Below are 19,682 nucleotides of genomic sequence, written 5' to 3'. Positions count from 1 at the left end.
TCTGGCTAGGCTTCAGCCTTTGGGTCACGGTAGGTGTCTTCGAAGACGTCGGGGATGCCGTTGTCGTCAGCATCCACGCTTTCCTTCTCAGCCAGCGCACGGTAGTGCTTGTTTCGGCGAGACAGGATAGACGCACCCACAATGGCAGCCAGAACAGAGCCGACGAGAATCGCAATCTTTGCGTCCTCGGTGTGCGCCGAGCCGTGCGGGAAGGACAGCTCAGCCACCAGCAGGGACACGGTGAAACCGATACCACTGGTTGCAGCCAGACCGACCACGTCAATCCAGGCGATATCCGGGTCGAGGTTAGCGTTCTTGAAGCGGGTGACGAGCCAGGTGGTACCAAAAATACCGATGGTCTTACCGGCAACCAGCCCAACCATAATGCCGACCGCCACGGAGTCGGTGAGGGCGCGTCCGAGGCCTTCAAAACCGCCCACAGCCACACCCGCGCTGAAGAACGCGAAAATCGGCACGCAGATGCCGGTAGAGAGGGGGCGGAAGCGGTGCTCCAGCACCTCCGCAAGACCGTGTTCAGCCTGCGCCGCCTCAGAGCGAGCGGACATCTTCACGGGCACTAGGAAGCCCAGAACCACACCAGAAATGGTGGCGTGAATACCGGACTCAAGGAAGAGCGCCCAGGTGATAATACCCAGGGGCAGAAGCAGCAACCAGGCAGCCAGCGGCTTCAGGTGCAGCATGGTCTCACCGCGGTAGGCGATGAACGCGAAAAGGGCGAGGGGGATGAGTGCAAAGAGCAGGTACTCGCCGTGGAAGTTATTGGTGTAGAAAATCGCGATAATGCAGATTGCAATCAGGTCGTCGACCACAGCCAGGGTCAGCAGGAAGACACGCATCGCCGAGGGGAGGAAAGTGCCCACTGCGGCGAGAACAGACACCGCAAACGCAATATCGGTTGCGGTGGGGATAGCCCAACCGCGCAGAGCGGTGGGGCTGGTGAAGTTCAGAGCCGTGTAGATAATTGCGGGCACCGCAACGCCGCCGAAAGCAGCCGCAATCGGCACAATAGCGGTGGACGGCGACTTGAGGTCACCGATCACGAATTCTTTCTTCAGCTCCAGACCGGTGAGGAAGAAGAAAACGACGAGCAGACCGTCTGCCGCCCAGGTACCGACGCTCATCTGTAGGTGGTTGAAGCCGGGGATAACCGGGCCGACCACGGTGTCTCGCAGACCAAAGTAGAGGGTGGAGGCGGGGGTGTTGGCGAGTACTACTGCCAGTACCGTTGCGATCAGAAGCACGGTACCGCCGACTGATTCTGCACGCAGAATATCGGCTACGCGGCGTGAGTTGCTATACGAGCCGCGGCTGAGGGTATCTGGGTTGGTGTGAGTCATTCTCTCCTCTTTCTGCCGCGGTATTCTGCGGCATCTAAGGCTTTTAAGTTTACTCCGCACTGTATGAGTATTCGAGTACCCGCTGGCGGCTTTTAACTCCTGGACGGTGCGTTGCAATGGTTTTTCGTGGTTTATATGCATAAACGTTCCGCCCTCGCCGCGTGGTGCGGTGAGGGCGGAACGTTTTAATATTCTGCGTGGTCGACTAGGTGCCTAGCCGGCAAGCGAAAGATTAGGAACCAGCGATTGCGGGTGCGCCGGATTCCTGACCGTGGTCGTGTGCCAGCTCGCGTGCAACGTAGTTCTCCAGGTCGAAGAGGTTGCCGTTTGCGCGCTTCACGATGGTCACCAGGGTCTCCATGGTGGCAACTTCCTCAACCTGCTCCTTCAGGAACCAGAGGATGAACTGCTCGCCCAGTGCGTAGTTCTCAGCGCGTGCTGCGGAGAACAGAGCCTCGATCTGACCGGTGACAACCTTCTCCTGAGCCAGGGACATGTCAACGATTTCCTGAACGTTCTCGAAGTCGTTCTTGACGGCGGGAACAGCGGGAATCTCGACCTTGTGGCCGCGGTCCAGCTTGTACTGAACCATCATGAGTGCGTGCTCGCGCTCTTCGAGGGACTGCTGGTAGAAGAACTTAGCCAGCTGGGGCAGGTCCTCACCGTCGAGCCAGATAGCCATGGACAGGTACTGGTGGGATGCAGCGAACTCGTGGCCAATCTGCTCGTTCAGAAGGTCGTAGAAAGACTTAGACATATGGTTTCTCCTTATATGGTGGTTGCTTTTGGGTGCCGGATGGCGCGGTGCAACCTGTTGATATTTATCGTAAGGGGTGGGGTGCGTCCTGTACAGAGAGAAAAGGCTAATCGGTGGGGTAGATGAGGTACCCCTGACATATTGTCACCACAACCCTTAGTGTGGATACCCTGAATACTTTCTTTGGATTGAGTGGTATTGCGTGTGTTCCCTTGAGATTTCGCGGTTGAGGGAGGCACTGGATACCTCAATCTCCCACACACTTACACGAGGTGGCTTGTGCTCGACTGCCGTTCATCCGGCGTTCCTGAGTGGTCCTCGAGCTGTAAAAATTTTTTTAAAATTCTTTGCATGTGGCGATGGCTGGGGGTACTTGAGGCAGTTTTGGGGTTCACGTATGCCGTAGCGCTCGCGGCCGCAAGAGGCTGTTTATAAGAAAGTCTATTAAAGAGATAAGGCACGTTTCCGGTGGGGAATGTGCCTTATCTCTGATTCTCTCAACTCTCACCAAGGGTGGAGGAGGTTATTGTGCGGGGTATTCTCCGCGCTGGAGTGCATCAATGGAGATGACGTTTGAGGGTGTGTTGCCCAGGACTGCCTCGCCGATTTCTGCGAGGTGCTCAACCTGCTCGGTCGTGAGGTGGTCGAAAATCTGGCGGCGTACTTCGTTCACGTGGCCGGGTGCGACCTCCTGAACCTTCTGCTCGCCTGCGGGGAGCAGGTGACAGATGCTGACTCGGCGGTCTTCGGCGCTGAGGGAACGGCGGACGTATCCATCCTTCTCCAAACGCGCTACGACTCGTGAGAGGCGTGCGGGAAGAGTGTTCGTAGTGATTGCCAGCTCGGTCATGGTCAGGGAATGATCCTTGGACTCGGAAAGCATTGCAAGCACCATGTATTCAACGAAGCTGATGCCAGCCTCGGTTTGTAGCTGATTCTCTAGCTTGCGGGTGAGGCTGAAGATGATGGAGCTGATAAAGAGCCAGCCTTCTCTCTCTTGCGGGGAGAGCCACTGGGTGGATTCGCTGTGCGAGGCATTCTCCGGCTGCTGCGCAGACGTGGTTGGTATGGACACGAGATTGGTTCCTCTTTTATCGGATATGGAGCTCTCTTAAATAAAGAGAGAAGTGGCGTGTTGGCACCCATTGTAGCGAAAGGTCTGACTAGGTGACTCAAAATTGGTACGGTCAAGTAATGGTTGACACTTTGGTGCTAATTTTTTGAGGGGTGCTAGGGGTATCTTTTTGCACGCGGTGACTGCAAATACCCAAGGTAAGCAAGTGATATACGGCATATTTAAAAAGATTTCTGGTACAAGTATAGACGAGACCATACCAAGAAGCACCTCCGTGCATAATGCCAACTTCCGCGGAATATCAAGGTTTTTTAGGTGGTGGAAGAAAATTCTCGGGCCGGCAAAGAGTGTTCCGAGGTCGAAAAATAACGAAACGGTAACAAAAATTTTAAAAAAATCTCGGTTTTGGCTTTGCAACCGTAATGAAACCGTGTACACTAATTACATAACGGGGTCGAAGGAAGCCTCCGAGGCGAGACCGGAAGCTCGCTTCGATAGGTTCGACTCTCTATTTATCGGTGATTGTCGTCGGTGTACGAGTAACTCGTATTTCTACCGACGGATGTGCGGTGCGGGTGCAGTTCGTGGTTGGGCTGCATTCCGTACCGTATCTTTTTAACTCAAATTTCTATCAACTCACTCTAAGAGCATCCAATGATCGGGTGCTCTTTTTCTTTGCTCTCGTATTGGTACCGGTAAGAGCGCCGTACGGGCCCGGGGGGGGGGCGGGGGAGTGAGGAGGTGCAAACACCTGCGCTGTGTGGTTGCATGGTGCAGCTACACAGTGCGGCTGCACGGTGAGGTTGCGCGGTGAGGTCGTGTTGCGTGGCTGCGCTGTGGGACTGCGGTATTGTTGCGCCGTATCGTGTCGGGAGTGTTATCCACAGGGGTTATCCACAGTGTGGAGAACTTACACGCATGTGATTTGGTGGAGCGGAGTCGAGGCTCGCCACGGATGCAATTTAAGGGCTCTGCAGAAAAATTCTTGTAATTACAGGCTTTCGCAGCCGTTAAAACCGAGGGTCAGTTCTTAAACAGAAGAGCTTTTCACCTTTAAATCCGCGGAACCTCAAAGTTTCCACACCTGTGGATAACCCTGTGCACTTAATCCACCGCCGCCGGCGTAAAGAGGCGTGTAAGACCGCTCGACACCCCTGTTGGCGTCCAAAATTTTGGCTAGTAGAAGGAAAAATGCCTCGAATGAGAGCGAAAATTCTGCAGTTTATCCCCCGCACATCCCCAAAATCGGCTGTTATCCACAGCAGTTATCCACAGTGTGGAGAACTTACAGCACTGTTATTCACATGAGTGCATACCCTGTTATTTCAAGGCAGAAGAGGGTACCGAGCCTGAAAAGCCTGTTGATACACAGGGTTATCCACAGATGTAGGGAAAAGCTCCCGCCTAAAATCCACAGGCTCGAGCGGGTTGGTGCGCACATGTGACGCTCCCCAATTCATGAAAGGTAAAGTAAACGCTACGCTGGTAATCTTTAATACGAGCCAAGTTTTCTAATGAAAGGCATCATCATGGCTGAAAAGTACACTCTCCCCGAGCTTCCCTACGACTACGCGGCGCTCGAGCCCCACATCTCCGCAAAGATCATGGAGCTGCACCACGACAAGCACCACGCAGCATACGTTGCAGGTGCTAACGCAGCTCTTGAGCAGCTCGAAGAGGCACGCGAGAACGGTGCGTACGGCAACGTCTCCAAGCTCTCCAAGGACCTGGCGTTCAACCTGGGTGGCCACACCAACCACTCGATTTTCTGGAACAACCTGTCCCCCGAGGGCGGCGACAAGCCCACCGGCGAGCTGGCAGCAGCAATTGACGAGTTCTTCGGCTCCTTCGACAAGTTCCGCGAGCACTTCACCAACGTTGCACTGACCATTCAGGGCTCCGGCTGGGCAATCCTCGCGTGGGACACCGTTGGCAAGCGCCTCATCATCGAGCAGCTTTACGATCAGCAGGGCAACATCTCCGTTGCACTGATCCCCGTTCTGCAGCTGGACATGTGGGAGCACGCATTCTACCTGGACTACCAGAACGTTAAGGGCGACTACGTCAAGGCATTCTGGAACATTGTGAACTGGGCTGACGTTCAGGCTCGCTTTGAGCGCGCAGTGTCCCAGACCAAGGGCCTGGTCCTCTAATCTAGGTTTTCGTCAGCGCGGTGAAGTGACCGCGGTGAGATAACTGAAACGGGTGCCCGGCGCCTCCATATTCGGAGGTGCCGGGCACCCGTTCGTTTATCCCTGAACTGCGCGGTGCGACAGAGAGAGTAAGACTCTAGGCTGCTACCATACGGTATACCGAGCCGCGGCGTCCCGAACGCGCTTTTTGCTCCACCAAACCTCGTTGGATTAGCTTGGGCAACGCGTACCGCACCTGCCGTGCAGTCAACTGGGTGCTTTCCACAATGTCAGCGACCGTAGCTGGTCCGCGGGTCAAAGCAACGTACACCTGGGATTCCGTGGGGGACAAATTTTCTGGTATCTCAGCATGCTGAGGAGCAGAGGATACCCCCATTGTGTTAGTAGGTTGCGTGTCATCGGCAGAGCGGTAGATGATGACGCGCACCTGTATACCCTCGTCGATAATATGTGCCTTACGCAGTCCAGCATCAACCAGGGCCTGTTGCGCAGCGAGGATACCGCCGCCTTCGCCTTCGATAAGTCGATGACCGTCACTGAGACGAACATTCTGGCAGATAGCGTATAACGCCTCGTTTACAGCCGCGGGACGATGTACAACACCTACCTGACTGGGCAAAATACCCCAAAAACCGCCGGGGCTGATGATTTCAATACGCCCGCGTTTGATAAAGATCTGTATAAATTTCCCTGAAGCATCTTGTTCGTAACTACGGTGGACGAGTGCGTTGGCTACAAATTCTCGGAGAGCTACCGGAGGGATTTCTGGCTGATCGATGAGCCCAGCACCATTAGGAGCAGTTACGGTGCGGTTCTTAATGTTGCGCATAAGCCATGCAAGGGTATCTTCAAGCATGGCGGGAATAGGACCTTCGCTTCGAAAACGGTCATCATTACGGGTTGTTCCGCTTGTAGACACTACGCCAATAACGCTCGCCCCGGAATAAAACTGCTGAGGGTAGTCACCTAGAGCGCACAACCCAGCCAAGGTTAAATGATTATCTGCCGCTAGTACATTGCGTTTATACAAAATTTCTTGGTCAGAGCTCTGACGCAAACGGGCCGAGGAGAGACGTACCTGGCGCAGGAAGTCCTGGGTGTAGGACTTGTCTAAATCATCAATGGACGTATGAGCGATGCTTTGCAGGTCATTGTGCGGTTTGTGACGTTGGGCGTACATCAGACTTAGGGCGTAACTGTCCATCGGATAATCACCATCCCCCAGCCGTTGATACGCTACATTGCCTTTGAAACAGGGACGTTCCTGAACCGGCAACCCTGGAACAGACACAATAAGTAGCTGATGGTCGTCCAGAACCATGTCACTGGTTTCTACTGCAATTTTTGGTTTGAGATTCTGCGCAGCATCAATAATTTTTGCTCGTAAGTCTTCGACGTCGTAGACACCTACTGGAGTGAAATCTTGGGATTCATCCACGCCGCATATGATGGTGCCTCCGTCTGGACGATTAGCAAAGCTACAGATAGTTTCAGCAATGGAGGAAGGGTAACCCATGTGGGCTGACTTAACTTCCACAGTCAGGCTGTCCCTGCCTAGAAGTCGTAGCTCATTGAGTGTTTGTGTTAGTTCTTCAGGCGTATACATGTACATATTGTAATTCCTGGAGTGACATTTTGGACCTAATCGTGGAATGTTAGTTACAAATAAGGGTGATTTTTGTGATAAAGATGTAACTATTGGCGATAATTTGTCATGTCAATAGGAGGCGGCCTGCGAACTTGGGTGAATTATGTGGCTGTTGCTATGGCGGGTGCCCGGCGCCTCCATATTCGGAGGTGCCGGGCACCCGTTCATTAAGCCCCGTGCAGTACCCGCGGGGTTCGGAGTGTTTGGCGGGAACCCTAGAGTGCCAGCGTGCGGTCAATGCGGATGCGGCGGCAGAAATCCTCATCATGGCTCACCACGATGAGCGCGCCAGTATAGGCTTCGAGCGCCTGCACCAACCAATCCACCGACGAAATATCGAGGTTATTCGTCGGCTCATCCAGCATGAGCAGCTGCGGCACCGGATCCGCCAAAAGAACCTGCGCCACCGCTGCACGGAAACGCTCACCACCGGAGAGCTCACCGGTCTTATGGTGCACGCTCTCACGACGGAAAAGTAGCCGCGCCAGCTGATCACGAAGATGCTGTTCGCTCACCCCGGGGTTAGCCCGCTGCACGCTCTGCAGAAGAGTCAGCTCCGGGTCGAGGGTAATGCGCTGCGGAATATACGCCCCCTCGATGCAATAGTCGACGCGGTAGGCGGGCTGCACGGGGGAGAGGTAGTCCGCATCGCCTGCGTGGGCGATAGCGTTCAAAAGGGTGGTCTTGCCGCTACCGTTTGCGCCGGTAATACGCAGGTGCTCGGGGCCGCTGAGAATCAGATGTTCGGGGTGCTCCGCCGGGGTTCCCTGCTGACTCTCGCTATTCGCCTCGGCGGGTGAAAAATGCAGAGAATCAACCTTGGTAGGTTGCTGAACAGTAAATGTTTCACGTGAAACCTGGCTGGAATCAACCCTGCTCAGCTCCAGCACCTTACGTCCCGCGGGTAGGGGCCGCTGGCTCAGCTCGGCATAGATTTTCTCCTGGATGCGCACCTGATCCTGAGCGTTCTGATACGCCTCTTGAGCCTCCTCCTGCTTGCCCACGCGCAGAACTCGAAGCTTCGCCGCCGCCTGCCGTGAGGCATCCTTGGCGAGGGCAAGAATCGTGTCAGGCTGATCATCCTTCCACACGCGGGACATGTTCTTCGAGATAATCTCCTGAGCCTGCACCCACTCACGCTGTGCCGAACGCACCTCATTCTTCGCCTCGGTCACGCGACGCTGAGCTGCCTGCTGTTCGGTCTCCAGCGCCTGCCGGTAGGTGCTGTAGTTGCTCTCGAAGATGCGTAGATGAGCCAGTCCCTGACGGTCCGCGTGAAGCTCCGCAATCACGTTCACACGCTCCAGCAGGTCGCGGTCGTGACTAATAATCAGCGCCGGGCAGGGCAGTGCCTCCAGCGCGGTGAAGAGCTGCGCCTTCGCCACGGAGTCCAGGTTATTTGTTGGCTCATCCAACAGAATGAACTCGGGGTCAGAAACCATGAGTGAGGCAAGTGCCGCAATGACCGCCTCGCCACCGGAGAAGCTGCGCATATCGCGAGTAAAGAGAGCTCGGATAGCCTCCGGATTATCACGATCAACCAGGGTTGCTGGGGTAAACCCGTAGGTTGCCAAAGTAGCTAGGGTACGCTCCTCAACGTCCCAATTATCCCCGATGACCTCGTAGAGTTCGGGGGAGTACTCACCGGATTCTACCGCCTGCAGCGCCCGCAGAGTCTCAGAGATACCGCAGAGCTCGGCGAGGGTCTGCTCCCGACCCAGGCCCAAATCCTGGGGTAGATACGCCATGCGCTCCGGGACCGCCAAAGAGCCAGAATCCGGGGTTAAATCACCCAAAATCAACCTCATGAGGGTTGTTTTTCCGCAACCGTTGTCGCCAATGAGTCCGGTCAGAGGCGCCGAAAATACTGCCGATAGATCCGCAAAAAGCGGAGGTTGGGTCGGATGCGCATACGAAATATGATCGAGTGTAATGTGACGTGACATGGGCCGAGTTCCTTCGAGTAGGTGCTCGGATTCCTGCCAGCGCACATGAAGGCGTGAAGGCATGAAAAAACCCGAGCGTAACGGTAGATGTACCTGTGCCCGGGTGCGTGCGCGCTGATGGAGACACGCAGAAAAATGGACGTGCGCAGGGGAATATGTCTGCGCAAATAGCTGCGTGAGCGCGCGAAAAAATTATGTGAGGTCCGGGCTTATGCTCGGTGGGTCATTTCTTTGATGCCTCCTAGATTCCGAAGAACACCCCGGTCGCGCCTTGGGTGGCTTCGGTTCAACAATGCGATCAGCTCTGTAGGTTATCCCCGCGGCGGGGCAACACGGATAGAGAGCTGATGAATCCAGCATAGAACTATGTGAGCGGCGGGTCAAGTACCCTCCTATAAAACCTTCTAATAAGCACTGATACTCCCTAGAGAGCACTAGAGGGCACTAGAGAACACAAAAAGAGAAGCGACACCATTCGGTGCCGCCCCTCCTTTTAAGCATTAAATCTGCGCGCGTAAAACGCGGCTCATGCCCGAAAATAAAAGCTATTACGCCTCGTGGCGCTCACGGTACATACCCAGCGGGCCCGCATCCGCGTACGCCTGAGCGTCGTTGTAACGGTACAGGCGCGGCGGGCGGTGACGGGTGCCCTCCACGCGGCGGCCGGTGTCAATAATTGACTTCGACGCCGCAATCTGGCGGCGGAAGTTCGCCGGATCCAGGGTACGACCCAGAATCGCCTCGTACACCTCACGCAGCTGCGCCAGGGTGAACTCCTCACCCAAGAAAGAGTGCGCAATACGCGAGTACTCGACCTTGTTCTGCAGACGGTAGAGCGCGTACTCAATGATTTCGTTGTGGTCGAATGCCAGCTCGGGCAGTTCATCCACCGGGAACCAGCGGATGTTCTCGTGCACGCGAGTGTTCGCAACCTCGGTGGCGGGAATCGATGCCCAGTACACCACGGACACCACGCGCTCGTGATCGGCGGCGGGGGTGGGAACCGGGGCGCCGCTCAGGCGGGCGGCGCGTGCCTCGGGGGCGCGCAGAACGTCGCCGAACGCGTAGAGCTGCTCCAGGTAGCCGGGCTCCAGGTTGGTGGCACGCTTCAGGGTCGAAGCGGCAGCCTCTTCCAGAGAAAGATTCGGGTTGAGCGGACCGCCAGGAAGCGCCCACTGGCCCTTATAGGGCTCGCGGAGGCGGCGAACCAGCGGCAGCCACAGGGTCGGGTGGGTCTCGTTCTCCTTGGGGCGCAGGGCCAGAATAACGGTTGAAACGGCGAGGGATACAGAGGTGTGGTCCACGTCGTTGTGCTCTTCAACGGCGACTGCGCCGGGAAGAGGCTCAGATGCGATGCTCATTCAGGCCTCCTGTGCGAATGGGTATCGATAGGTGTGCATACTCTACCCATTTTAAGGGGTTAATAGGGTAAAAATGCACGCAAGGCACCCGCCGACCCGAAAACCGGTACCCTCCGCGTCGTGTCAAGGGAAAAAAGTTCAGGTGTGGCGCACGCGAAAGTGTCCCTCCGCGCTGTCCATAAGAACAGCGCGGAGGGACACTCGAGGGTCTAATTATGCAGTTTAGATGCTGAGTTGGGGTGCAGACTAGTCGATCTGCAGCTCGCCCATTGCTTCCCAGTCGTCGCCGTCAATCAGACGAGAAATAATCTTCGGGGTTGCGGTCAGCAGCGGACGCATGTCCTTCATAGCCTGCTGGAAGTGGTCAGAGTTCACGTGCGGGCCAGCTGCGTCGTCGTTGAAAGCCTCGAGCAGAACGAACTCGTTCGGGTCCTCAACGCTGCGGGACCACTCGAAGAACTTGTTGCCTTCCTCGGCGCGGGTTGCCTCGGTGAAAGCGCGGGTCTTCTCGATCCACTGGTCAGCGTATTCGGGCTTGACAGGGAACTTTACGGCAATAAAAATCATGGGAACTCCTTGGTTGAAGAGCGGGTACGTACCCTCCCAGTTTAAGGTCTGGGGGCTTGCCGGTGCTGGAGAATACGGTGTGAGGCGGCGGTTTTAGCTTGTGGCTTTAACCGCTGTGTCGGGTGGCTTGTGCGGTTTTAATGAGCCGCCGCTTTGAGAACCTGCAGGGCGCGTTCCAGCGCCGCGCGGTCGGACTTGAGCATGTCTGCGGTCTGCGGGTTGGTGGCACCACCCCCGAAGGCCGCGTTGTAGTACATGCCGTCACCCAGAAGCAGTACGGCGCGGGCAATCTGCTCGTCACCAATCTCCGCGAGGACGAGCGCGTGCCAGCCGTCCTGCACGCGTGCCATGGTCTGTTGGGCAAGTTCGTTATTGCTCTGCGCCAGGCGACTCAGGGCGATCAGGGAACGGTCGAACGGCGAATTATCGGGCGTGGAGGAATTGATGTAGTAGGCGCTTGCCCCCTCGGGTGCCTGCTCCATTGCTGCGAAGTCCTCTTCAGCCAGGGCGAGGGTGCGTTCTGCGAGCGCCTCAAGCAGTGCCTTCTTGGAGGAGAAGTGGTAGAGCAGCCCGCCCTTGGAAACCTTGGCGGCGGTGGCGACGGCGTCGAGGGTCGCGGCGCGTTCTCCCGAGCGAATCAGCAGGTCGACGTAGGTGTCGAGGATGTGTTCGCGGGGGTTGGTGGCGCGTTGTTTTCGGTGGTTGGGGGTGGTCATGTGTACCAGTCTAACCGCTTGAAACTATACCGTCCAGTTGGTATAGTTAATCTTCGTTTGTGGACCCTCCCGGATCCCTTAAAACCTCCGGGCAAGCCCCAAAACCTCACCAAAAGACTTACTAAAAGACCTGGCCCAAAAGACAGGCCGAGCTGATGCCGCCGCGTCCGCCGCATCAGCCGACACCTTATAGACGCACGAAAACAACCCATGACGAATCACAATCCGCACACCACGGCTCTGCCCATTCACGCCCCCGACCAGAAGACCAAGCGCTGGGCGGCACTCGGTGTGCTCATGCTCCCGGTGCTCCTGGTCTCCATCGACAACACAGTGCTTGCCTTCGCGGTGCCCGCAATCGCTAAGGCGCTGAGCCCCTCCTCCGCGGAGCAGCTGTGGATCGTTGACTCCTACTCCCTGGTGCTCTCCGCCCTGCTCGTGCCCATGGGCGCTATCGGTGACCGCATCGGTCGCCGCAAGCTGCTGCTCATCGGTTCGACCGGCTTCGCGGCAATCTCTGCGCTCGCGGCATTCGCGCCCTCCGCGCTGATGCTCGTGGTTGCCCGCGCCCTGCTTGGCATTTTTGGCGCCATGCTCATGCCGGCAACCCTGTCGATTATTCGCAATATCTTTGTGGATGCGACCGAGCGCCGCATCGCTATTGCCGTGTGGGCTTCGGGCTTCTCGGCGGGTGCGGCGCTGGGCCCGATTGTGGGTGGTTTCCTGCTGGAGCACTTCGACTGGGGTTCGGTGTTCCTGCTCGCTGTGCCGATTCTGATTCCTCTGCTGATTCTCGCCCCGATTATGGTTCCCGAGTCGAAGGACCCGAACCCCAGCCCGGTGGATCCGCTGAGCATCCTGCTGATTATGACCGGCATGACCGGCATTACCTTCGGTCTGACTCACACCTCCGAAACCGGGTTCGATGCGGTGGCTATCAGCACCATCCTTGCCGGCCTGTGCTTCATTGTCCTGTTCGTGCTGCGTCAGCTCAACCGCGAGAAGAACGATATTCAGCCCATGCTGGATGTGCGCCTCTTCCGCAACACCGTGTTCACCGGCGCGATTACCGCAAACCTCATCTCCATGATGGTGGACGTTGGCTTCATCTACTTCGCCTCCCAGCACCTGCAGTTGGTCTCCGGTCTGCCGCCCATGTACGCCGGTATGCTGCTGATTCCCGGTACCCTGGCGATCATTATCGCCGGTCTGGTGATTGCGCGCGTGGCGGTGCACTTCCACCCGGCGCAGGTGGTGTCTTTCGGTCTGGCGCTCCACGCTGCCGCGTTCGCGGTGCTCGCCTTCCTGGGTGCGCACAACGACTTGGTGATTATCCTGATCTTCATTGTGCTCGGTACCGGCATCGGTATTGCGCAGACCATTTCGAACGACCTGATGCTCTCCAGCGTGCCGCCGCGTAAGGCTGGTGCGGCATCCGCGATCTCGGAGACCTCCTACGAGACAGGTACGGTGCTCGGCACCGTCATCATTGGTGGCATGCTCACCGCCGTCTACCGCGCAAATGTGGTTGTACCCGACGGCCTGGATGAGACTCTCGCCGACCACGCCCACGAAACCCTCGGCGGTGCCGTGACGGTCGCAAGCCAGGTGGGTGGCGAGCAGGCGAACCAGCTGCTCTCCTCCGCATTCGCTGCCTTCGACTCCGGCGTGGTGCTGAGCTCCGCATTCAGCGCCGTGCTCATGGGTGTTATGGCCGTCATTAGCTACTTCATGATCCGCAAGGCACCGCGCGAAATGAAGCCCGCAGAACACTAACCTGCCGCGCTAACCCAGCGCACTAATTCGGGTACGTAAGCCCCGCCTCCTGACGCTACCGTAGCATCGGGAGGCGGGGCTTATTCTTACGCACCCACCTGCGCGTATAAAGGTTCAGCACAGGTACCGGTGGTACGGTAAAAACAGCGGGCTCGCGCCCGAAAAGACGTCCTGAAAAGACGCGATGAAAAGACCGAGGAACCAGCGGCTCCACACACTCAAGGAGGAACGCCACCATGGGACTCAAAGACTGGATAGCACCCTTTATTACGCTACTCATCGGTGCCAGCACCATCTTCATCTCCTACAAAAACTACCAGGCGCAGGCGGCGGCAAAACCCTCCGAATTGGCGCGACTGGAACTGTGGAGCAAGCTCCTCACCGAAGCCGGCTTGGACATCAGTGCGCTACCCGACCCCGAAAAGCTCACCTCCGACCAGCGTGTCGTCCTCGAAAACTATCGGGTCTTCCTCAAGCGTGCGTCCCTCGAATCGAAGCTGCGTAAAGTTGGTATCGACAGCAACCGCATCTTCAGCCTGCTCATGAAGCGTGCGCACTCTTCCGTGAAGCCCACGCCCATCCCCATTGGCGACTCGGTGTTCTACTACCGCCTGATTCTGCGCGGCCTGCTGTACATTTGGGTGCCGCTCGCCGTGGTGTTCATCGGTGTGCCCATCGTCGTGGTCACCATCGCCTACCTGATTGGCCTGTTCCCGAACCACCGCGGCAATCTGCCTGACTTTGCGCTCTCCCCGCTTGCCGTGGTGCTCCTGATTGTTGGCGCGATTGCGGTGGGTTCCCTCGTGTACCTGCAGAACCGCATTATCTCCGCCATTATCGCGAACAACGTGTACTTTTACTTCTGGGATATTTACGGCTCTAAGAAGGGCGCCCGCGATTCCAAGGACGCCTACAGCGAGCGCCTGGCGGCTAAAACCTACGCCGACCAGCTGTTCCTCGGCCAGCAGGAGTTCGCCCAGCAATTCCGCGAGAACATGTACATGGCGGGTATTCAGGAGATTGACGAGTACCCACGCGTGCTCAGCGATAGCGTGATGCTGCCACACAACTACCGCGTGGTGAAGACTCGCGAGGCGGAGGACCCGGAGGACCGAATCGACCGCTTCGTGAACTGGGTGCGCTCCAAGATCGGGTTTGAGCGGCTGGAACCGCGCATCATCTACACGCTCGAACATAAGGACGCGCACAAGGATGCGAAGAAGGAAGCGCACGGTGAACCTGTAGCTACCGAGCAGCCTGTTTCTGGGCAGAGTGTTTCTGAGCAGCCTGCAGAGGCTCAGGATGCGCAGAAGGCCGCGGAAGTACCCGCCTCAGAAGAGCCCATCGTTGCGGAGGTGCCCGTTGAAGCACCTGCCGAGGATCCGGCTGATGCACCCACCGAACCCGTCACCGGAGGTGCTACCGACTCTTCTGCCGCAGCTGGGGCAGACGACCCCACGGAGGCGTTCACCCGCATCCCAGAAGATGCCGTCGACCATGAGAGCGCCGGTGAAAAGAACGCCGGTGAGAAACCCAGTACTGAGAAGCCTAAAAACTAAATAGCCCGCCCTGAGCACAGAAAATCTGGGCATGAGAAGAGGGTCGCAGCCTACGAATCGCCATTGAATCGTAAGCGTGCGACCCTTTTCCTTTCCCTTCAAGGAGGAGCAGAATCGGAGGTACCGCCCGACCAAGAAGAGCCAAATGATGCGCCCCTCCACCAGTAGAGGTTGCCTGGCAGAAGAACCCGCCGAAGCAGGTTGGCAGAGCGCCCGGCAGAGGGTGCATCACGCTTGAGGAACCGCCCCAGAGCCCACCGGAGAGGGGGCTGAGGGAACAGAAAACCCCGAGCTGGCGCATCTCTACATCTTCAGATTTCTTACATCATCAGAAAATAACTACATCTCGGGGTAGGGGAGGACGATTCGCGCTCCGGGTGGGACCTACCCTCTCCCACCCGGAGGCGAATCGTGGGGATGTTCGCAGTGTCATGAAGACATCCCACCGAAACCTCTAACGAATGTTCGGGGTTTCAGTATGAGCGGTATATGAGCCTACCGCAGTCTATGCCGCAACCTCGGGGTTGCGGGAGATAACAACCTTCACCACGTTGTGCTCAGCAGCGTGGGTGAACAGGTCGTAGGCTTCCTCGAACTGGTCGAAGGTGAAACGGTGGGTTGCCATAGCCTTAGCGTTCAGGCGACCCGAGCGGACCATGTTCAGCAGGTTACCGACGGTGTTGCAGTTGACCAGACCCATGTTGATGCGAACGTTAGAGATCCACATGGTGTTCAGGGGCAACTCAACGGGCTTGCCGTGCACGCCAGCGTTAGCGATATTGCCGTAGGGGCGAACAATCTTGGTGCAGGTCTCGAAGGTCTGCGGAACACCCACAGCCTCAATTGCCACGTCCACGCCCAGGCCGTCGGGGGAGAGAGCCTTAATCTTCTCGATGAAGTCCGGGTCGCCCGCGTTGACCTTATCGGTTGCGCCCAGCTCCAGCGCCTTGTTCATGCGGTTCTCGTCGAAGTCGATGGTGATGACGCGGCCGGCACCGCAGAGGTTAGCGGTCATAATCGCACCCAGACCCACGGGGCCCGCACCCACGACAGCGACGGTGTCGCCGGGCTTAGTGTTGCCGTTCAGAATACCGATCTCGAAGCCGGTGGGCAGTGCGTCGGTGAGGAAGAGGACGTCCTCATCGGTCAGGCCCTCCGGAACCAGGTGAACCGAGGTCTCTGCGTAGGGAACACGCACGTACTCTGCCTGGGTGCCGTCAATCATGTAACCGAAAATCCAGCCGACACCACCAACGGTCTGGCAGTGCGAAGGCTGGTTCGCCTTACAGTAGGAGCACTTACCGCAGCTGGTCACGGCGGGGATGATGATGCGGTCGCCGACCTTCAAGTCAGTCACCGCGGAGCCAACCTCGGTAATGGTACCGACAGCCTCGTGGCCGAGGATGCGTCCGTGGTCCACCTCGGGGCAGTCACCCTTCAGGATGTGCAGGTCAGTACCGCAAATGGTGGTGGTGTCGACACGGGCAATAACGTCCGTGGGCTCAAGAATGGTGGGGTTCGGGACTTCCTCCCAGGCGCCCTTCTGGTCGGGGCCGTGGTATACATATGCCTTCATGATGACTCCTTCTTTGAAGCTCTAATGAGGGTGCAGTGACTGCTTTATCACTACATGTATCAACCCATAAGAAATATTTGATAGGTTGTATTTTCATTAAACCCGACGTGTTGAATTATGCGCTTTTATTACGCGGAGTGTATCTTTTGGTTCTTTAAACATGAACATGATTCACTTTGGGTATTTAAGACCTGTAAAAAACGCACGAGGCGCACCCCCAAAACAGGGATGCGCCTCGTGCGTTTACTCGTGCGTTTAGCCGAGAAAAGTTGGGTTGAGTCGAGGTTGAGCTGGGCTTAGCTCTTCAACTGGATTTAGCTCTTCAGCTGGGCACGCGCTCGCGAACGAACCGCCGTCACCGCCCACACCAGCACAAAAGCCGCCACCATCGACAGCACAATCGTGCCACCAGTCGGTAGGTTAAACGCCCACGACAGGTACAGGCCAACAATCGAGCAGATACCGCCAAACACCGGCGAGAACACCATCATCGACCCCAGACGGCGGCACGCCAGGCGGGCTGCCGACGCCGGAATCACCAGAAGCGCCAGCACCAGCACATTACCGAGCGTCTGCAGACCCAGCACCACAGAAATGGTCACCAGAACGTACAGCACAATGTCCAGGGCAAGCACCGGCAGGCCCATCGCGCGGGCGCTCTCGCGGTCCAGGCTGACCGTCACAATCTGCCGGTGGAACAGCCACAGCACCAGCAGAATCACGGCGCCCATAATCGCGGCGTTGGTGATGTCCTCATTCGAAACACCCACAATCGAGCCGAACAAGAAATCCTGCACCGACCCCGAATAGCCCGGTGCCAAAGAAATAATCACAATACCCAACGCAAAAGAGGCGGCGAAGAAAATACCGATGACCGAATCCTCGCGCAACCGCTGATTCTGACTAAAAATAGCCACCAGAATAGCCGTCACCACGCCCGCGGTCAGGCCGCCCACCATCAGGTTGCCGCCCAGCACGAACGCCACCGCAAGGCCCGGGAACACCGAGTGCGCCACCGCATCGCCAATGAAGACCATGCCGCGCATCAGCACGTGGCAGCCCACCACGCCCGTCACCACCGACGCGAGTAGCACAGCCGCCAGGGCGCGCGGAAGGAAGGCCAGGGACGGGTTGAACAGGTCGGCAAGAAAATCGATAGGAGTAATCAACGGGCACCCCCGGTAGAAGCAACAGTATCAGCGGGGGCAGAATCAGAAGCGCAGGAATCCGGCAGTTCGTGGCCGTACTCATCCAACGCACCACCGGCACAGGTGAAGCCCGTGCGGGCGTGGCCCTGCGCCTCCTCAATATCGTGACCGTGCAACCACGTGTGCAGCTGCTCCAGGCTAAAGGAGTCCGCCGGACCATCCAGATGAATATTGCCGCGCACACCGCACAGACGCGAGCAGGACTCGCGCGCCGCCAACATGTCGTGCGTAGACATCAGAATCGTGATGCCCTCGTCCGCTAGCTCGCGGTACAGGCGGGTCAGAGTGGTCTGGGTGGGCGCATCCACGCCCGTGAACGGCTCGTCCAGCAGCAGCAGGGAGGGGCCGGCCGCCAGGGCGCGCGCAAGTAGCACTCGCTGGCGCTGACCGCCGGAGAGCTCTGCGATAGAGGCATCCTGCAGGTGCAGGACATCGGTGCGTTCCATCGCCGAAAAGACCTGCACCCAATCTTTCTTCGCCGGGCGGCGGAAGAACCCAATCTCGCGCACGCGACCGGTCATCACCGTATCCTTGACGGTCAGCGGAAAATCCCACTGGAATTGGTGCTTCTGCGGCACGTAACCGATGTGCGCACGCGCCGCGCGGGGCGATTCACCCAGCACCCGAACCTGCCCGGAGGCGGGGCGAATCAGACCCAAAATAGTGCGCAGCAGCGTGGTCTTACCGGCACCATTAGCACCAATCAGACCCGTAAACTCGCCGCGCTCCAGGGTCAGGGACAAATCTTTGAGGATGGAACGGCGCGCGTAGCCCGCGTACAGGTTCGAAATCTCTAGAACAGGTTCAGTACCCGCTGTTACCGACGCGCTCACGAACGGTCACCGCGCACTTCGTCCAGTGCCTCACGCTGAGCGGAGGAACGGCGGCGACGGGAGGCGATGAACGCGCCCACGCCCACCACGACCACGATGCCAGCGACAATAGGACTCCAGGAAATCGTGAACTCAGCACGGAAACCGCTCTGGTCACTCGCTGCGGCGGCAGAAGAAGAACCGGATGCCTGTGCACCAGACGCCTGGGTACCGGCAGCCTGAGAAGCAGAGGTAGACGAAGCATCGGAGGAAGCAGAAGAAGCCGAACCCGAGGAACCGCGGGCCTGCGCCTCCATCGCGTACAGGGTATCGGCGCTCGCAGAATCACCCACCGCAAACTTCAGGTAGCGGGTATCAGACACGGTCGAACCGTCAGACAGCTCAGCGCTCGCGGTAACCTTCAGCAGGTACTCGCCCGGGGCGGTGAACACCCAGTTCGCGTGGGTGTGAGTGTTCTTCTCCACCCACAGCTTCTGCGGCTCACTCTTGGTCGAGGACCACAGCACCTGCGGTGCCGAGAAGTTGCCGTTCTCCAGGTACAGGCTGAACGTGCCGGGGCCGCTCACCTGCTCCAGGGTCAGGTTCACGCCGCGGTTCAGCTTGGACACCAGCTGCGGATCCTGAGTGTTCCAACCCGGCCAGATTACGCCCTTAGTTTCGGTCTGCGGAATCACGTACACCTTAGAGCCGGCGGGCGCACCCACGAAGGAGTAGCGCGGGTCGTTCGGCACCTCCAGGATGGCCTTATCGCTGCCGCGGTAGATGACCTCGTCCAGGCTGCGCCAGACGGGGGTTTCGCCGTGGTCGTCGTGGAGCATGAGCTCAAACTTGCCGTTGTTGAAACGAGGACCCATATCCACGTGACCGGCAGAAATTTCGGTGCGGCCGGATGCGACCGGCTGCTCCGCCGACAGGGTCTGGGTGAGGGCGCGCTCGCCGCGGCTGAGGTTGCTGTCGCTCGGCTGAGCGGAGGCGCTCTCGGCAGTTGTCGGGGTGGTTTCCGCGTGTGCCACGCCCAGGGGTGCGAGCATGAGGCTAGCGCCCAGAGCCAGGGCGGACAGGCTACGAGAAGAGCGGGTGGTTGAGTTCATCATGAGGACTTCCTTGAATCATGACCTAGGTGGTGTGTGAAAGATTATCTATATGCTG

At 57.8% G+C, this 19,682-nt stretch carries 15 protein-coding genes; 3 read left to right on the top strand and 12 right to left on the bottom strand.

Annotation, left to right across the window (positions count from 1 at the left end; translation table 11 throughout):
- Positions 1–5: 5 nt before the first annotated feature.
- The 3 genes from nhaA to LPB405_RS04350 form a co-directional block, all read right to left on the bottom strand.
- Positions 6–1,358: a Na+/H+ antiporter NhaA gene (nhaA, locus tag LPB405_RS04360; RefSeq protein WP_219102016.1), complete on the bottom strand. Its 1,353-nt coding sequence runs from the start codon at positions 1,356–1,358 to the stop codon at positions 6–8.
- 232 nt (positions 1,359–1,590) lie between these two features.
- Positions 1,591–2,115, bottom strand: a complete 525-nt coding sequence (locus tag LPB405_RS04355) for a ferritin (protein WP_070686876.1) — start codon at positions 2,113–2,115, stop codon at positions 1,591–1,593.
- 523 nt (positions 2,116–2,638) lie between these two features.
- The gene (locus LPB405_RS04350) at positions 2,639–3,190 is read right to left on the bottom strand and encodes a MarR family winged helix-turn-helix transcriptional regulator (protein WP_219102015.1); all 552 of its coding nucleotides are present in this window, start codon (positions 3,188–3,190) and stop codon (positions 2,639–2,641) included.
- 1,529 nt (positions 3,191–4,719) lie between these two features.
- Here LPB405_RS04350 and LPB405_RS04345 point away from each other — a divergent pair.
- Positions 4,720–5,343, top strand: coding sequence for a superoxide dismutase (locus LPB405_RS04345; protein ID WP_044150883.1), 624 nt, complete (start codon positions 4,720–4,722; stop codon positions 5,341–5,343).
- Between the two features lie 136 nt (positions 5,344–5,479).
- On the opposite strand, the gene LPB405_RS04340 is transcribed toward LPB405_RS04345, so the two are convergent.
- The 5 genes from LPB405_RS04340 to LPB405_RS04320 form a co-directional block, all read right to left on the bottom strand.
- Entirely contained in the window at positions 5,480–6,955 is a 1,476-nt protein-coding gene (locus LPB405_RS04340; protein WP_257604981.1) for an RNA-binding domain-containing protein, read from the bottom strand.
- Between the two features lie 251 nt (positions 6,956–7,206).
- Positions 7,207–8,937, bottom strand: a complete 1,731-nt coding sequence (locus LPB405_RS04335) for an ATP-binding cassette domain-containing protein (protein WP_219102014.1) — start codon at positions 8,935–8,937, stop codon at positions 7,207–7,209.
- A gap of 548 nt (positions 8,938–9,485) precedes the next feature.
- Positions 9,486–10,298, bottom strand: a complete 813-nt coding sequence (locus LPB405_RS04330) for an NUDIX hydrolase (protein WP_219102013.1) — start codon at positions 10,296–10,298, stop codon at positions 9,486–9,488.
- Positions 10,299–10,544: 246 nt separating this feature from the next.
- Complete coding sequence (locus tag LPB405_RS04325; RefSeq protein WP_049333773.1) at positions 10,545–10,865, bottom strand: putative quinol monooxygenase; 321 nt, start codon at positions 10,863–10,865, stop codon at positions 10,545–10,547.
- Between the two features lie 137 nt (positions 10,866–11,002).
- A complete protein-coding gene (locus LPB405_RS04320; RefSeq protein ID WP_219102012.1) occupies positions 11,003–11,581 on the bottom strand; it encodes a TetR/AcrR family transcriptional regulator in 579 nt (192 codons plus the stop codon).
- A gap of 210 nt (positions 11,582–11,791) precedes the next feature.
- Between LPB405_RS04320 and LPB405_RS04315 the strand changes: the two genes are divergently transcribed.
- Positions 11,792–13,357 (top strand): MFS transporter, encoded by a 1,566-nt coding sequence (locus LPB405_RS04315; RefSeq protein ID WP_049341972.1) that lies wholly within the window; start codon positions 11,792–11,794, stop codon positions 13,355–13,357.
- A gap of 236 nt (positions 13,358–13,593) precedes the next feature.
- The gene (locus LPB405_RS04310) at positions 13,594–14,916 is read left to right on the top strand and encodes a CoA-disulfide reductase (protein WP_219102011.1); all 1,323 of its coding nucleotides are present in this window, start codon (positions 13,594–13,596) and stop codon (positions 14,914–14,916) included.
- A 505-nt stretch (positions 14,917–15,421) separates the two neighbouring features.
- On the opposite strand, the gene LPB405_RS04305 is transcribed toward LPB405_RS04310, so the two are convergent.
- The 4 genes from LPB405_RS04305 to LPB405_RS04290 all read right to left on the bottom strand — a co-directional run bounded on the left by LPB405_RS04305 (position 15,422) and on the right by LPB405_RS04290 (position 19,627).
- Positions 15,422–16,492, bottom strand: a complete 1,071-nt coding sequence (locus LPB405_RS04305; RefSeq protein ID WP_219102010.1) for an alcohol dehydrogenase catalytic domain-containing protein — start codon at positions 16,490–16,492, stop codon at positions 15,422–15,424.
- Positions 16,493–16,806: 314 nt separating this feature from the next.
- Positions 16,807–17,661, bottom strand: a complete 855-nt coding sequence (locus tag LPB405_RS04300) for an anchored repeat-type ABC transporter permease subunit (protein ID WP_070677719.1) — start codon at positions 17,659–17,661, stop codon at positions 16,807–16,809.
- The gene (locus tag LPB405_RS04295) at positions 17,658–18,533 is read right to left on the bottom strand and encodes a metal ABC transporter ATP-binding protein (RefSeq protein WP_219102009.1); all 876 of its coding nucleotides are present in this window, start codon (positions 18,531–18,533) and stop codon (positions 17,658–17,660) included. Before LPB405_RS04295 ends, LPB405_RS04300 begins: the two co-directional genes overlap by 4 nt.
- Entirely contained in the window at positions 18,530–19,627 is a 1,098-nt protein-coding gene (locus LPB405_RS04290) for a TIGR03773 family transporter-associated surface protein (RefSeq protein ID WP_219102008.1), read from the bottom strand. Before LPB405_RS04290 ends, LPB405_RS04295 begins: the two co-directional genes overlap by 4 nt.
- Positions 19,628–19,682 lie beyond the last annotated feature (55 nt).

It is taken from the genome of Rothia mucilaginosa, from assembly GCF_019334805.1.
Classification (GTDB): Bacteria; Actinomycetota; Actinomycetes; order Actinomycetales; family Micrococcaceae; genus Rothia; species Rothia mucilaginosa_C.
The sequence above is the reverse complement of the archived record's forward strand: the minus strand, read 5'-3'. Positions and strand labels throughout refer to the sequence as shown.

What these genes read in the sequence shown, in the direction of transcription:
- LPB405_RS04335 (WP_219102014.1), bottom strand. Translation starts at nt 8,937, where the DNA reads ATGTCACGTCACATTACACTCGATCATATTTCGTATGCGCATCCGACC.
- LPB405_RS04340 (WP_257604981.1), bottom strand. Translation starts at nt 6,955, where the DNA reads ATGTACATGTATACGCCTGAAGAACTAACACAAACACTCAATGAGCTA.
- LPB405_RS04325 (WP_049333773.1), bottom strand. Translation starts at nt 10,865, where the DNA reads ATGATTTTTATTGCCGTAAAGTTCCCTGTCAAGCCCGAATACGCTGAC.
- LPB405_RS04345 (WP_044150883.1), top strand. Translation starts at nt 4,720, where the DNA reads ATGGCTGAAAAGTACACTCTCCCCGAGCTTCCCTACGACTACGCGGCG.
- LPB405_RS04290 (WP_219102008.1), bottom strand. Translation starts at nt 19,627, where the DNA reads ATGATGAACTCAACCACCCGCTCTTCTCGTAGCCTGTCCGCCCTGGCT.
- LPB405_RS04305 (WP_219102010.1), bottom strand. Translation starts at nt 16,492, where the DNA reads ATGAAGGCATATGTATACCACGGCCCCGACCAGAAGGGCGCCTGGGAG.
- LPB405_RS04330 (WP_219102013.1), bottom strand. Translation starts at nt 10,298, where the DNA reads ATGAGCATCGCATCTGAGCCTCTTCCCGGCGCAGTCGCCGTTGAAGAG.
- LPB405_RS04355 (WP_070686876.1), bottom strand. Translation starts at nt 2,115, where the DNA reads ATGTCTAAGTCTTTCTACGACCTTCTGAACGAGCAGATTGGCCACGAG.
- nhaA (WP_219102016.1), bottom strand. Translation starts at nt 1,358, where the DNA reads ATGACTCACACCAACCCAGATACCCTCAGCCGCGGCTCGTATAGCAAC.
- LPB405_RS04310 (WP_219102011.1), top strand. Translation starts at nt 13,594, where the DNA reads ATGGGACTCAAAGACTGGATAGCACCCTTTATTACGCTACTCATCGGT.
- LPB405_RS04315 (WP_049341972.1), top strand. Translation starts at nt 11,792, where the DNA reads ATGACGAATCACAATCCGCACACCACGGCTCTGCCCATTCACGCCCCC.
- LPB405_RS04320 (WP_219102012.1), bottom strand. Translation starts at nt 11,581, where the DNA reads ATGACCACCCCCAACCACCGAAAACAACGCGCCACCAACCCCCGCGAA.